The 13,518-nt window shown below is 45.3% G+C and carries 13 protein-coding genes; 6 read left to right on the top strand and 7 right to left on the bottom strand.

Annotated elements, in window-relative coordinates; translation table 11 throughout:
- Positions 1-6: 6 nt before the first annotated feature.
- From QT996_RS07990 to QT996_RS07975, 4 genes are all read right to left on the bottom strand, one after another.
- On the bottom strand, positions 7-210 hold the full coding sequence (locus tag QT996_RS07990; protein WP_333045681.1) for a DOPA 4,5-dioxygenase family protein: 204 nt from the start codon (positions 208-210) through the stop codon (positions 7-9).
- A 28-nt stretch (positions 211-238) separates the two neighbouring features.
- Positions 239-370, bottom strand: coding sequence for a hypothetical protein (locus QT996_RS07985; RefSeq protein WP_333045679.1), 132 nt, complete (start codon positions 368-370; stop codon positions 239-241).
- 50 nt (positions 371-420) lie between these two features.
- Positions 421-606, bottom strand: a complete 186-nt coding sequence (locus QT996_RS07980; protein WP_333045678.1) for a hypothetical protein — start codon at positions 604-606, stop codon at positions 421-423.
- Positions 607-885: 279 nt separating this feature from the next.
- A complete protein-coding gene (locus tag QT996_RS07975) occupies positions 886-1,116 on the bottom strand; it encodes a hypothetical protein (RefSeq protein ID WP_333045676.1) in 231 nt (76 codons plus the stop codon).
- A gap of 39 nt (positions 1,117-1,155) precedes the next feature.
- Between QT996_RS07975 and QT996_RS07970 the strand changes: the two genes are divergently transcribed.
- Positions 1,156-2,382, top strand: a complete 1,227-nt coding sequence (locus tag QT996_RS07970) for a HetZ-related protein (RefSeq protein WP_333045675.1) — start codon at positions 1,156-1,158, stop codon at positions 2,380-2,382.
- A gap of 1,085 nt (positions 2,383-3,467) precedes the next feature.
- On the opposite strand, the gene QT996_RS07965 is transcribed toward QT996_RS07970, so the two are convergent.
- The gene (locus QT996_RS07965) at positions 3,468-4,319 is read right to left on the bottom strand and encodes a DUF1206 domain-containing protein (protein WP_333045674.1); all 852 of its coding nucleotides are present in this window, start codon (positions 4,317-4,319) and stop codon (positions 3,468-3,470) included.
- Positions 4,320-5,962: 1,643 nt separating this feature from the next.
- Here QT996_RS07965 and QT996_RS07960 point away from each other — a divergent pair.
- The 5 genes from QT996_RS07960 (at position 5,963) to QT996_RS07940 (ending at position 12,348) form a co-directional block, all read left to right on the top strand.
- A complete protein-coding gene (locus QT996_RS07960; RefSeq protein WP_333045672.1) occupies positions 5,963-6,538 on the top strand; it encodes a DUF3611 family protein in 576 nt (191 codons plus the stop codon).
- 625 nt (positions 6,539-7,163) lie between these two features.
- On the top strand, positions 7,164-7,766 hold the full coding sequence (locus tag QT996_RS07955; RefSeq protein ID WP_333045670.1) for an alpha-amylase family glycosyl hydrolase: 603 nt from the start codon (positions 7,164-7,166) through the stop codon (positions 7,764-7,766).
- A gap of 242 nt (positions 7,767-8,008) precedes the next feature.
- Positions 8,009-8,770, top strand: a complete 762-nt coding sequence (locus tag QT996_RS07950; protein WP_333045669.1) for a ZIP family zinc transporter — start codon at positions 8,009-8,011, stop codon at positions 8,768-8,770.
- A gap of 170 nt (positions 8,771-8,940) precedes the next feature.
- Positions 8,941-11,358 carry a bifunctional serine/threonine-protein kinase/ABC transporter substrate-binding protein gene (locus tag QT996_RS07945; protein ID WP_333045667.1) on the top strand — a complete coding sequence of 806 codons (2,418 nt, stop codon included), beginning with the start codon at positions 8,941-8,943 and terminating at the stop codon, positions 11,356-11,358.
- Between the two features lie 270 nt (positions 11,359-11,628).
- A complete protein-coding gene (locus QT996_RS07940) occupies positions 11,629-12,348 on the top strand; it encodes a PHP domain-containing protein (RefSeq protein ID WP_333045666.1) in 720 nt (239 codons plus the stop codon).
- 129 nt (positions 12,349-12,477) lie between these two features.
- On the opposite strand, the gene QT996_RS07935 is transcribed toward QT996_RS07940, so the two are convergent.
- Together QT996_RS07935 and QT996_RS07930 are read right to left on the bottom strand one after the other, a co-directional pair.
- The gene (locus QT996_RS07935; protein ID WP_333045665.1) at positions 12,478-12,603 is read right to left on the bottom strand and encodes a hypothetical protein; all 126 of its coding nucleotides are present in this window, start codon (positions 12,601-12,603) and stop codon (positions 12,478-12,480) included.
- Positions 12,604-12,637: 34 nt separating this feature from the next.
- The coding region (locus tag QT996_RS07930; RefSeq protein ID WP_445304552.1) for a calcium-binding protein at positions 12,638-13,518 on the bottom strand (881 nt) is incomplete at its 5' end.

Below are 13,518 nucleotides of genomic sequence, written 5' to 3'. Positions count from 1 at the left end.
GATGAGTTAAAAACTCACATTGGTGGTTTTAGGTCGCAGAAATTCGACATTCAACAGTAGTTTCTCTCCCAGCCACAAAGAATGTTTCGTGTGATCTGCAACATCGTCGCCTGTTTCGGGATGAACGAGAATATCTAGTTCCTCGCGATCAAGCATTAACCAGGGAACGACTTTGCCAAACTGCTCCGGTAAAAATGCAACTTGATACATTGCTTGGGGGTGGGGGCCAATGGGTTTGTCATGAAGCGCGCCCGAGCCGTACCTCAAACCGACTCAATCCTTGACGCACGCCCGCTGCTGCATCGCGGCTATCAGTGTCGAAGTAAATATGGGCGTGAAAACCAACAATTTCGATGGTGTCTTCTTTCATCATTTTTAGTGGGTGATTGAGCCGACATCTGCACAAAACGGCTGTTAACTTTAGGTTAACTTGACTTGCAGTAAACTGCGAAATTCAGCCAGCAGCGTTGTTCGCACTCGCCCCACCGCAGCTTTAATCGGAATAAGTGCGATCGCATTTTGCCCAACAGGCGACAGCACTTTCGGTTCCATAGCGTACAAATCTCGCAGCACAGTCTTGACATTGGGAAACGCGAAATACTCCATCAGTTTCCCAATGCGGTGATTTAAGGGTTGATATCGGTTGTGGTGCACACCCTACACAATACTGTGCTTATTCCTTCTTCCTTCTGCCATAAGATCAAATTTGCAGATTAACCGGGTTTCCGAATTACTGTGCCGTAGCTTCAGAATACATTGCAGTTCGCTACACTCTGCCGAGTCTCGATTCCATAATCTCGATGGCCCAAAACGGCCTCAAATAGCCAGTTAGTAAATCGTCCACTCAGTCGCCTCGGAGCACCGTCAATCTTTTTCGCGATCGCCCTACCTTCGCAATAGCTCAGAATGCTTGTACAGTAAGGCTTTAACGGCAATAAAATCAATCTTCCACACCCAGCGTTTAGAATCAGATTCAGCAGCCAAAAACTGTTGCATGAGAGAGTGGAACACTGGCATCACTGCGGTTATCTCTACTTCCGTAACATTCAATGTATAGAGAGTTGAATCAGCACAGCAAGCGAAACCGCCAGCTACTGCCGCCTCACTCTCTGACAAATGTCCTCGCACGCTGTGCCCTACTACCCGATAAACGCCATGACTGTCAAAACTGCAACCACCACCGTCAACTGCAACACCGCTTCTGACCTCAACTGCATTCCGGAACAAACCGCCGAAATCAATACTGTTCCCAGCATCGATATTCTCGCTTTGGCTAACTTCGCCCTCAAAGAATTGCAAGCCGAAATGAAAACTGCCAGCCGCAGCGCTCAAGCAGTGGCGATGCGGATTGCTAAGGAAGTTGAACGGATTTGCCAAAAAAGCGATCGCATCCAAATTTCCGGCGAAGTTGAAGCTTGGCAAATCACCTTGGCCGAGCACCGCTTGCAAAAAATCCTGCAATACTACCGCCTCGGTTCCAAACAAGGCCGCGTCGAACTGCACTCCCACCTCGCGGCTATGATTTACCGCCATGTTGCTTCTTTCCGATCGAACTTGAACTTCCAAGCTCGCTATAACATGATTGAAGACTTTTTGCAAGGCTTTTACATCGAATCTCTGCGCGCTTTCCGCCGCGAACACCAACTCGATGTCACCTACCAGCCCCGCACGCAGCTAGAATTGGCTGAGTACATGGCTTTCACCGAACACTACGCCAAGCGCCAAATTGGTTTGCCCGGCCGCAACCGCCAGCGCCTGATCGTGTTGCGCGCTCAAGGATTTGCCAAGGGTCAGCCTCCCGAAACTGCGATCGACATTGAAATGGCTGTAGAATCCGGCAAGGGAGAAGATGCAGAAATGTACAGCCGCTCTCCGGCCCTGCAACAAGTGCGCGAGCAAATGGTATCGGAAACTGTCGATCCGGCTGATGCAGTGCTGCGCGATCGAGTAGTCGCGGAATTGATCGCCTATCTGGAATCGCAAAATCAGCCAGAATGCGTGAATTACTTAACTTTAAAATTGCAAGACCTTTCGGCTTCGGAAATTGACCGCGTGCTCGGTTTGTCTTCCCGCCAGCGCGACTACTTGCAACAACGTTTCAAGTACCACGTCGAAAAATTTGCCCGCACTCAAAATTGGAAACTCGTGCACGAATGGCTGGGTGCGGATGTCGATCAAAAGCTGGGAATGACTTCGGACAAATGGGAAGCATTTCGCGCTCAACTGTCGCCGGAACAGCAGCAACTGTTAAAAATGAAGCGGAATCAAGAAAGCGACAAGGCGATCGCCGCTGCAATCCAATGCACTCCCAAACAAGTCCAAAAACGCTGGGCGCAACTGTTGGAGCTGGCTAGCCAGACTCGCAACAGCAGCCAAGCTTAATTGGTACTCAAATATGAATGCAACTGTTTTCTTGAGACTGGAAAATGCGATCGGGTGCGGCACCTGCACAGGACTGCCCGCCCCGGCGTCCGCTCTCAAATCAACAATGGCTGCTACTAATTTATCGCCGCTTTTTGGCAAATTCTATTTATTAAAACAACATTACTTTTTTTAATATTTTTCCTTCCCCGGTTATGTCGGGGAATTTGTTTTTATTAGTCATTAGTCATTAGTCATCAGTTAGGGGAAATTGCTTGCTGAAGAGGCGGCCTTGCATATATTCATAATGATATTTAAACATAGGGAGTAGTATAATAAAGGGGCAAAGTTATTCAAAATTTAAAAATGTAATGCCCCAAATGCCAGGGTAAAGATGTACTTAAAAATGGACATCTTTACGAAAAACAGTGCGATCGAGGTAAGCAATGCAATCGCCAGTTTGTCGAAACCTATAGTGAGCCTGGAGATTCCGAGGATGCCAAACAAATTGGCTTAACCAATATACTGTAATGGCCTGGCCCGCGAGACAAATTGAGCGTTGTACTGCTATCACCCACAATAGTATCATCAACTCGGTCAAAGAAACAGGGGGACGATTATCTGAAACTGAGGCAGTTGAAACGATACCCGAAGTAAGCAAAATCGACGAAATCCAGATATTTGTTGGCTCAACAAAAAAAACAGATCCTTGTATGGACAGCAGTAAATCACTTGGCTGAGGGCATTCTTGCTTGGAGGTTAGGGATAGGAGGAGTGACAATTTTGTGGCTTTGTGGATGATGATTAAAAAGTGGTAAGTAGTAGGACACAATTAATTACACAAAACTATGGGCGACAAGCCTTGTCTACTAAAAAATTAGCAAAGAATCAGTGTGGAAGTAATTCTATTCCATTACTTGATGCAACCGATAGGGGCGGTGCCCCGTGCCCGCCCGGAGTTTTGAGTTAAAATAGCCAGACTTAAAAGCAGGTGATTTAATCAGGACGCCTAGTAAAAGTTTTGAGTTTTTAGTTAGATCAGTTTTTAATCCCAAAAAATAATCTCTTGTACTCAAAATTCCTAACTTTCTGTATAACGGGCAAGCTTATGAGCGGAAAAGTCGCCGATAGCGAGCTTCAATTACCGAGTAGATGCCATAGGCAATTAAACCCAAAGGTACTAGACCCAAAATCACTGGGCTAAAAGGCTGTTGTGCCAGAATTGCCAACACCTCGCCCAATCCCTTCGTTTTGCTGGCATCCGATAGCCTTGCTGCTTGAATTAAGAAAAAACCGATTATAACGAAAACAATTCCACGGGCAGCAATTCCGAATCGACCCAACCGTGTCGCCCAAATTAGCTCGTTTTGGCTCATTTCATCTAGCTTGAAATGGCGGCGAAATTTTGCTTTATATGCTTCGTAAAAATAAGAAAAACCTACACCAATAACAATGGAGCCTGCCAATCCTACAAGCCATTGTCCAAACGGTTGCGCTAAAATTTGGGCTGTCAAATCTTCGGTTGTATCGCTATTAGCACCGCCCGAACCCATTATCAGTTTTACAGCCGTTAAAGCCAAACCTGCGTAAGCTAAAGCACTTAAGGCGTAGCCAATGCGTTGGGCAATTCGCTTGGCATCCAATTTGTCTCCTGGGTGTTCTGGGTCGAGAATTGTCTGAACGATACGCCAAAGGGCATAACCAATAATGCCAATCGTTACAAGAAATAGCAGAAATTTACCGAACGGTTGGTTAACAATTTCTGATAATGCACCGCTAGTATCGGTTGTCCTGCCGCCCATACTAAAGGCTGCTTGTGCTGCTAAAAAACCGACAATAAAGTAAACTAAGCCTTTGGAAGCATATCCCAATCTTGCCAGTCGCTCAAACCAGGCATGAGAAGCTGCTTGTCGAATTGACTGTTTAATGTTGTCCGTGGGTGAGTTGTGCGGTTTCATATTTTTTATACTTTAGTTGTTAACGACTGCTGGCATAGTTTCCCGTTAAGTGAGTTTTCAAAGAAATGATTTATCTTATTATCTATTAAATTTAATTATTAGCGGGTTGAGAGATTTTTTTCATCAGTCTTCAGCGGGAGTGTTAGCGGTTGATTAATTGATAAATTTCACAGGAATTAGCCTTGACAAATATAGCTTTATGACCTATGAGGTAGCTTTCATGATGGAGCAGTCGGCCAGCAGTCTAGTATATCTTTGATTCAAGCTTCTTTAACCAAAGTTTTAATAACAATTAGAATGGCCAGGGCTAAAAATTATCCCAAAAAACTCCATAGAAATCTAAATACTTTCTAGAGTGCTAAGGTGTAATTGGAAAGCAAAGATACCTGCTTTTTCATAATGATATGCGTGACCCAATTGCCTGCTGCAATTTGTTTGATTACGAAATATAGCAACAACACCTCGGCGGCTTTTCAAGGCGAATCTAATAAAGGCAGCCGTGCTGAAAGTACGATTAAAATTTCGCCCATATAGGGAAGAAAAGTGAATATAAATGCCACAATACCGTTAACAAAAAGCAGTGTAACTGGCCAAGCAAACACACCAATAATGCTCGTAATATAGCAACCCTAAATCATTGGTCCATTTCTTACTCCCTCCCCGAACTCGCGGGGAGGGTTGGAGTGGGCTAAAAGATTTATGACTCCTGCAAGGATTGCTATAGCAATAAAACTCATGCTTTATGCAATGCCTGCCAACCAACCCATTAAACCGTCTTCGCATTTTGAGATAATTTCATCGGCTCGCTGACTGTAAAAAGGGGGAAAAAGGCTGATACTTGCGTGGCGGTATGGCATCGGATTTACCAGAACTCTGGTCAAGAATATAATTAATAAGCTATGGATAATCAGGCTTAGATAGTGGGAATAGAACAGCTAAATATGCGAATTGGTTCACCTAAAAACCGTTTACATTTGTTGGGTTAAATCGTCAATACTGGGAAGGTGAGCAAAAATTTGTCCGGGTAATCTTGCTTGCAACCAATAAGTCCAAACTCGCATAGGAATAGTTGGGAGCTGCAATAGCTGCCCTAACTAGCTTATGGACGTTGCACGAATGGATGCGCCCCAGTGCGGCTGTTGGCAATCAAGCATCTATCGCCAATACTCCGAGCGATCGCACTTAACTCAAAGCTTTATCATAAATTTTTCCTCAATCATCTTCCATCAGGTGGATATTTTCTTATGGCATCAGACAGATGGCACGGTTGGGCTAATTAGATTAAATAGAGATATAAGCAAGATTTTGAAATGGTGAACAAAGACAATAGACGTTTTGCCTAAGTCGATTCTGAAAACTCTAAATTCCCATTGTCACAAGAAGTTGAGTGTTCAGAACCGGGAGGATTTTAGGAAAATCAAATCAACCACAACGGCAGTGCCTGTGTGGAGTTCAAGCTTTTATTTACCGGAAATTGCCGAATTCGGTTCCCAAACATCCGGCATCCTGTCCTGCCCTTAACTGACTTTTCAGGAAAACTCTAATAGCTAACCACAAGGCGATCGCTTGCGACAGGAAGACAAGCAGAACCTATTTTTTACGTCGTTTTCTTTCATGATCAATTCAGCAATAAGGTGTATATAATGAATCAACTGAATCAACCCGAACCCTTGTCGCAACCGCTGACTCAAACCGAATTCGTCGCAACTTTTCGCTTGTTCAGTCGATTTAGCTTCTGGATACAGTTATTCTTGGGTGCTGTTTCCGGCATTGTTTTAGTATTTGCTATGTTGGGTCGCAACATGAGCGAACAAACCAATAATACAGGTATTGGTTTCGGGGTATTTTTAGCAATACTTGGCCTGTTATTGCTGTGCTTTAGAATATTTTGGGATTTTCGTTATAGGCTTTTAGGGCGACTTTTGCACGCCGAAAATTCCCAGGTATATCCCAGCAAAGAACATATTACTCACACCTTACGGATTGGATTAGTTTCTAGTTTGGTCGGGGTATTAATCGCGTTTGTCGCTTCTGAAGAAACAGTTGCTGTAGTGCTAGCGAAAACTCTTAGTCAGCCCCAAGCGATGGCAGCTTATGCGCCAGAAAATGTGATTCGTTCCCTAGATATTTTTGTGACGATGGCCAACGTCAATCTGATTGGCGCTCACTTTTTTGGAGCTGTTACTTCTCTTGGGTTACTCAATTGGGTAGAAGACTAGTTGGCAGCATTGGCGATCGCTAAAGGCAAACACAACTGCTATGCCGTCAGGACTTACCAGCGCTGGCCGATTTAACTAAAGTCTTTGGTTTTGCACTGTCTTGGCGAAAGAGAGCCAAGGCAGTGCAGCTACAAGCTAAACAACTTGGCTATTTGGATGAACATCTAATCGGAAATTGGTAGCGCTCGCTCCTGCTAATGGTAGTCAGCCTTATCAACTGTTGGGTAATTTAAAAAACGTAACTTATTTATTATATTGATAAATATTTCATCTGTTATATTGATATATTTTTAAGGGGGACAAACACAACTAAGGCTCATATTCCGAAAAATAACCTATAACCGTGGCATTCAGGTTCCTAAATAACCCTGTGACCTGGTTTCGTAACAAAGCCATGTTACACAGTTTCTCTCTTAAGAAATTTACTGCAATGAAAGACCTGTGGTATAAAAACGCAATTGTCTACTCCCTCGATGTTGAAACCTTCATGGGCTCGGGTGGCGATGGTGTAGGCGACTTTCAGGGACTTATCAGCCGCCTAGACTATTGATCCGCGCTAGGCATTATTTGTTTGTGGTTGCTGCAGTTTTATCCTTCCACTAACTGCGACAATGGTTAGGACGTGATGGATTACTACAACATTGATCCGAGACTGGGAACCCTGGGAGATTTTGTCGAGTTCATGCACCAAGCAAGGGAACGAGGAATTCGCGTGCTGATCTATCTGGTAGTAAATCATACGTTCAATCAGCATCCTTGGTTTGTTGCAGCTAAAAGCCATAAAAACTCCAAGTATCGCAATTACTACGTGTGGTCAGAAAATCCCCCCAAAACCGCTCCAGAATTGCTGGTGTTTCCCGATGCCGAGGACAGTATTTGGAAATACGACGAACAAGCAAACGCTTACTATTTGCATCACTTCTATAAAGAACCTGCAATCGGCATCCGCAAGCAATGTCCTAAGTTGGGTAGGGGCAAGTGGCACATTCTCGAAACCGACTCTCCCTCGGTGTTAGCCCACTACTGCGACTGGCAAGGCAGGACGGTGATCGCTGTCCACAATCTAGCCGACAAACCTTGTACCGCTACGCTGAAATCTCACGAATACACCCCTCTGTTCGATTTATTTGCCGATCGCCTCTATGAACCTCTCAGTGCCGACTCGCCCTCTATTCCCTTAGAAGCGTACGGCTATCGCTGGTTTCGAGTCAATCGCATCCTGGGGTAAAAAAGTTAATGTTGATGGGAACACTAGCCACTCTAACTATGAGGAATATACTTAGCAGATTAGGTAAAAAACCCGGTTTCTAGCGCCCATCAGTAACTCCTATAGTAAAACCATTTGATTTGTAAACAATCGATTCAATCATCACAATCGTTTGAGGTTGTTCTACATTCATGACTCAAATAGACTTCCTATATATATAATTTTTAGGCGGGCATAAAAATTTTTTCTCTGAGGTAGGGCTGATGTTTCCAGTGTGGTTGCAGGCAGGATTTTGGGGTTTAGTGGGGGGTTCGGCGCTGCTACTGGGAGCGGCGGTGGGTTACTTTGTGAGCATTCCTCAGCGGGCGATCGCGACAATTATGGCTTTTGGCGCCGGTGTGCTAATTTCAGCGCTATCCTTTGAACTGATGGATGAAGCTTACAAGCGCGGCGGTTTCGACTCGACGGCGCTCGGCTTTTTGGGGGGCGCTGCTGTCTACACAGCGGCCAATTGGTTTTTGAGTCAGCAGGGAGCAAAACACCGCAAGCGATCGGGCTCTTTGCACCCAGCTAAAACAGAGTCAGGCGATGGCGGATTAGCCATCGCCCTCGGCGCGCTGTTAGACGGGATACCGGAGTCGATCGTCATTGGGGTCAGCATGATTTCTGGAGGCGCTGTCAGTTGGGTGACAGTAGCGGCAATTTTTCTCTCCAACATTCCCGAAGGGCTCTCTAGCGCCGCCGGCATGAAAAAAGCAGGGAGATCGATCGGTTACATTTTTGGAGTTTGGGGCGTGATCGCAGTTATTTCCGGTATCGCAGCATTGTTAGGATATACGCTTTTTAGCCACTTTTCTGGGGAAGTAATAGCCGCCACTACCGCCGTAGCAGCAGGGGGTATTTTAGCCATGATTTCAGATACGATGATTCCCGAAGCATTCGAGGAAACTCACGATTTTGCTGGACTAATTACTGTCTGCGGATTTTTCGTTGCTTTTGTACTCAGCAAGTTAGCAGAAAGATAATTGATAATTAGCGATCGCTCATCACTAATGTAGAATTGCCAATTGCTGAGAGTTATAGTGTTTTTGATATAGACACAGATGAATTTGATATGTTGCCAAGCTGTATTGGGGAACAAAAAAGCTTATAATCAACATCAACGATCGCACTTCCACAAGGAACTCTAAAATTTATGTGTCTCAATCCCGAAGAGATACTGGCCGGACGCTACAAAATCATCGCTCGATTAGGACAGGGAGGATTTGCTAGAACCTACACGGCTCAGGATCTAGAAAACCCCGAAAATCCCCCGTGCGTGATTAAGGAAATTCCTTTTCCTCAATCCGAAAATCCCCAGGTATTGGAAAGAGCCAGGAGGCGATTTCAAACGGAAGTTAGGGCTTTGCAGACTCTCAGAAATAACTCGCGCATTCCCCAATTGTTCGATCATTTTGAGATAAATCGCAATTTTTACTTAGTTCTAGAATTCATTGAAGGAACTCTCCTAAGTCAAGAACTCGCTCAGGGCCAGCAGTGGACGGAAGCACAGGCCAGCGCCTTTTTATGGGAAATATTAGAAATTTTAAACTCTATTCATCAAGCAAATGTTATTCACCGCGACATTAAACCTGCTAACTTAATTCGGCGCAAAACAGATCAACAAATTGTTTTAATTGATTTTGGGGCTGTAAAAGAAATCAGCACTTTCACCTCTAGCAATACAGGTGAAATATTGACATCGCAGGCGATCGGCACCAGGGGTTATATGCCTGCCGAACAACACGATCCGCGGTCTTTCCCGCAACCTTACAATGATATTTATGCAGTAGGAATCATCGCGATTCAAGCCCTCACCGGCCGGCGTCCCACCAATCTGCCACAAGACCCCGAAACTTGCGACATTATCTGGGGTTATTTAACATCTCAACCAGTTAGCGATGGTCTAACCCATATTTTAAACACAATGGTGCACTTCCACTTTCAGCAGCGCTACCAATCGGTTGATGAAGTGTTGCAAGACTTGGATTTGTCGATCGTCGAACGGCCCGAGTTACCCAAAACGTCGCGGAAGTTGCGATCGCGCTTTCGCTTTCTGCTGTTAGGCGTTGCGGGAATTGCGGCTTTTGGGGCGATCGGACTTTTAATCCCCAGAATTTCCCCGCTAATCCCCAGAATTTCCCCGGGATCAACGCTACCTACACCCTCCGCAGATGGTTTAAGTTCTGGCGAAAAACTCCTCGTGCAAACCTCTGCCCTTTGGTCAAAACAAAGGGGAATCAATGAATTTGCCGACTCAAATTACCCCGAAGCTTTAAAATTGCTCAAACAGTCCTGGCGGGAAGACCGCAGAGATCCAGAAACTTTAATTTACATCAACAATGCTCTGCTGAAGGCAATAAATGCAGAATATTACACGATCGCAATTGTTGTTCCCATCCGCAGGAATCAGGACGGCAGCATCCTCAACGCAAATTTAGCAGAAGAACTGCTGCGCGGCATTGCTCAAGCACAAACTGAAGTTAATTTAGGTCTGCTCAAACCCAATGATAGCAGCAATAAAGATTTTCCCGGTCAAGGTTTTCTCGCACCCAAACCTCTTAAAGGAAAAGGTCTCAAGGTCATCATTGCTGATGACGGAAATATCAAATCCTACGCCGTTCAAAGGGCTAATTCACTGGTCGCCCAGCCCGATATTTTAGCCGTCATCGGACACTACACCAGCGACATGACTGTTGAAACAGTAGATATTTACAATCAAAATAAACTCGTCGCCATTTCTCCGGGAAGCACAACCGAAGAACTGACGCGAAAACCTCGAAAATATTTCTTTCGGACGGCTCCGACAACTAGCATAGAAGCTGAAGCTTTAGTAAATCAACTGCTCTCGGTCGGTGAGAAAAAAGTCGCAGTATTTTACAATCCCAACAGTCCGTTCAGCGCTTCTTTGTGGGAAGAATTCAAAAAGCAATTTGAAGTCCAAGGAGGAGGAACTTTTAGGCTCAGTAATTATTACGACTTATCTAAAAATAATTTTAACGCCGAAGCAGCAATAAAAGAAGTTGAGAAAGCCGGGAAAACAGCCTTACTTGTCATTCCCGACGGTCAAGTCACTAATTCCCTGGAAAATGCGATCGAAATGATTAAAGCTAACGGCGATCGCAATTGGATTGTCGGGCCCTGGACGCTGTACGAGCCGAGAACGCTAGAAGTAGCAAAACAGCTAAAGTCTGTTGCAAAACTTGGCATATCGGTGTTTTGGCATCCGTTAATCAGTTTTGACAAAAAATTTCCCCAAAACGCTGAAAAATTGTGGGGAGGCCCGGTGAATACTCGATCGGCTTTAACCTACGATGCCGCCCGGACGCTGATTAAAGCCCTAGAAATGCAGCCAGAACCCAGCCGCGAAGGAATGCAAAAAACCTTAGCAGCTCCCAACTTTAAAGCCGAAGGAGCCACGGGTATAATTGAGTTTGACTCGCAGACTGGAAATAGGAAAAACCCTCCTAAACGAGTGGCGCATATTGTACCGTGTTCTAGAGAACAGTTTGGCCTCACGTTTGTGCCGATCGAATTTCCCACCGCCGCAGCCGCAGGTTTAAAGTGCGATTGAATTGATATCTTGTGGCTTTGTCAACAAACCGTCCGGGACGAGTTTTACCAAATATAATTGCCTAAAATCAATAATCTCATAAACCCGCCCCCACCCGACGATAAAATCCTGGATAGAGAATTGTGCAAGATGTGCGAGTGAATTGATATCTTGTGCCGAACGCAAAAATCCGCCAGATATTTCAATCCTACAGCCGACTATTGTCACAGGTGCAACATATCAATTTATTAGATATATTAAACAAGGTTAGTTTTTTCTATAATAACGCTTATGGCTGTCAATTTTGCTCCCTCCCCCGCTTCTAGTCTCAAACCAGAAGCCCAGAATATCTCAGCACTCAAACAAGTCTTCCAGACAATTGATGCCGATAGCTGTCCGGGTTCCTATAACTTTCATATGCACACAGTCCACTCCGACGGGCGATTGCAGCCAGAGAAATTGATGGAACAAGCCATAGCCGGAGGTCTCAAAGGCTTAGCTATCACCGACCACCACAGCACCGAAGGCTACGTTAAAGCTCAAATTTGGCTGGATAATTGGAAATTAAACCATCCCGACAAAAATAGCGAAGCACCTAGTCTCTGGACAGGCGCTGAAATTAATGCCGAATTGCTCAACAATGAGGTACACATTCTCGGTTACGCCTTCAATCCGCAACATCCCAGCCTCAAACCATACCTACAAGGTAAAAGCACTGAAGGCACTTATTGTTATTCAGCAGCCAGGGTAGTTGAAGCTATTCATGAAGCAGGAGGTTTAGCAGTTCTCGCACATCCTTGCCGATATCGTTCTAGCGCAGATAAACTAATCCCAGAAGCAGCCAGTTTCGGCATTGATGGTGTAGAAACTTACTATGCTTACAGTAATCCCAATCCTTGGAAGCCGAGTCCTAAACAAACTGCTTTAGTCAAAAATTTAGCAGAAACTTATGGTTTGCTTGGAAGTTGCGGAACTGACTCTCACGGCCTCAGTCTTCTAGTCCGAATCTAGATATAGCAACCGCGTCTGGCGGGGTCGGACGCAAAGCGCAAGACATCCTCAATCGCCAAAACGTAAACACTTAAATCGATCGAGTTTTTTGCGAATTCAACTCTTTAACCAAGACTCTTCTTTGCTCAATCAATTTGAAGTCTCTGCCCATACCTGCTGGATTAGTTTGGGGGCAAGAAATCCGATCGCCTCTAAATTAAAGCGCATTGCGATCGCCCCCAAGTCAAACTCAAAGGCGATCGCACTTAATTCCACTCAAGTGGGGCTCACAAAGCCCGCGTTACACAAACTATACTACAACAAAAACATTTGCCGTAAGCTCGCTTTGAGCAACCCCTTGAACGATACCCAAATAGTTAGTACCGAGTTTAATTGCCGTAGCACTGACAGCAGATCCTCCATTCAGAGTCAAACTTACAGCTTCAAAGGTGAGGCTGGCAAATGTATTCCCCTCAGTTAGACCAATTCTGTCCCCATTAAAGTCTACAATCACATCTGCATCTGCTAAGCGGGCTGCTGCCGCCTGCCCGCCGCCTAGGATAAATGTATCGCGTCCGCCATTACCTGTGAGGATGTCTTGACCCCGATCGCCACCCACTAAGTCGTCGCCGTTACCGCCATTCAGGACATCATTTTCTTTACCGCCCCGAATATTGTCATTGCCATCTCCTCCAGTGAGAGTATCGTTCTCATTGTTGCCGAATATCTGGTCGTCGCCAGTACCCCCATCAATCTCATCCGACTCTTTACCGCCGGACAAAACGTCGTTGCCTACCCCTCCGTCGATTGTATCGGCTCCTTGCATTCCGTTAATGTTATCAATGCCGCTGGTCCCGGTAATATTGTCGCTGCCAGATAGCGCCAATATTTGTTTGCCAGCAGCAGCCGGAGGAAGTGATGAGAGGGAAATATTGTCATTACTGTCTGAGAGGTTGTAAAACTGACCGTTAACAGTGTTTGCTGGTTGTCCAGTAGGATTGCCAGGGGCGGGGGCATTGATTGCAGGTGTCGCGATCGCTACAGGTGTACCAACTGGTTGTGTACCAACTGGTTGTGTACCAACTGGTTGTGTACCAACTGGTTGTGTAACAGGTGGTTGTGTAACAGGTGGTTGTGTAACAGGTGGTTGTGTAACAGGTGGTTGTGTAACAGGTGGTTGTGTAACAGGTG

Origin of the sequence: Microcoleus sp. S13C4 (assembly GCF_036700865.1) — a bacterium.
In the GTDB taxonomy this organism is placed as follows: domain Bacteria; phylum Cyanobacteriota; class Cyanobacteriia; order Cyanobacteriales; family Microcoleaceae; genus Microcoleus.
This window is presented reverse-complemented; position numbering and strand designations above follow the sequence as displayed.

Excerpts from the sequence above, each read along its gene's own strand:
- QT996_RS07990 (WP_333045681.1), bottom strand. The coding sequence starts at position 210 with ATGTATCAAGTTGCATTTTTACCGGAGCAGTTTGGCAAAGTCGTTCCC.
- QT996_RS07985 (WP_333045679.1), bottom strand. The coding sequence starts at position 370 with ATGAAAGAAGACACCATCGAAATTGTTGGTTTTCACGCCCATATTTAC.
- QT996_RS07980 (WP_333045678.1), bottom strand. The coding sequence starts at position 606 with ATGGAGTATTTCGCGTTTCCCAATGTCAAGACTGTGCTGCGAGATTTG.
- QT996_RS07970 (WP_333045675.1), top strand. The coding sequence starts at position 1,156 with ATGACTGTCAAAACTGCAACCACCACCGTCAACTGCAACACCGCTTCT.
- QT996_RS07965 (WP_333045674.1), bottom strand. The coding sequence starts at position 4,319 with ATGAAACCGCACAACTCACCCACGGACAACATTAAACAGTCAATTCGA.
- QT996_RS07960 (WP_333045672.1), top strand. The coding sequence starts at position 5,963 with ATGAATCAACTGAATCAACCCGAACCCTTGTCGCAACCGCTGACTCAA.
- QT996_RS07955 (WP_333045670.1), top strand. The coding sequence starts at position 7,164 with ATGGATTACTACAACATTGATCCGAGACTGGGAACCCTGGGAGATTTT.
- QT996_RS07950 (WP_333045669.1), top strand. The coding sequence starts at position 8,009 with ATGTTTCCAGTGTGGTTGCAGGCAGGATTTTGGGGTTTAGTGGGGGGT.
- QT996_RS07945 (WP_333045667.1), top strand. The coding sequence starts at position 8,941 with ATGTGTCTCAATCCCGAAGAGATACTGGCCGGACGCTACAAAATCATC.
- QT996_RS07940 (WP_333045666.1), top strand. The coding sequence starts at position 11,629 with ATGGCTGTCAATTTTGCTCCCTCCCCCGCTTCTAGTCTCAAACCAGAA.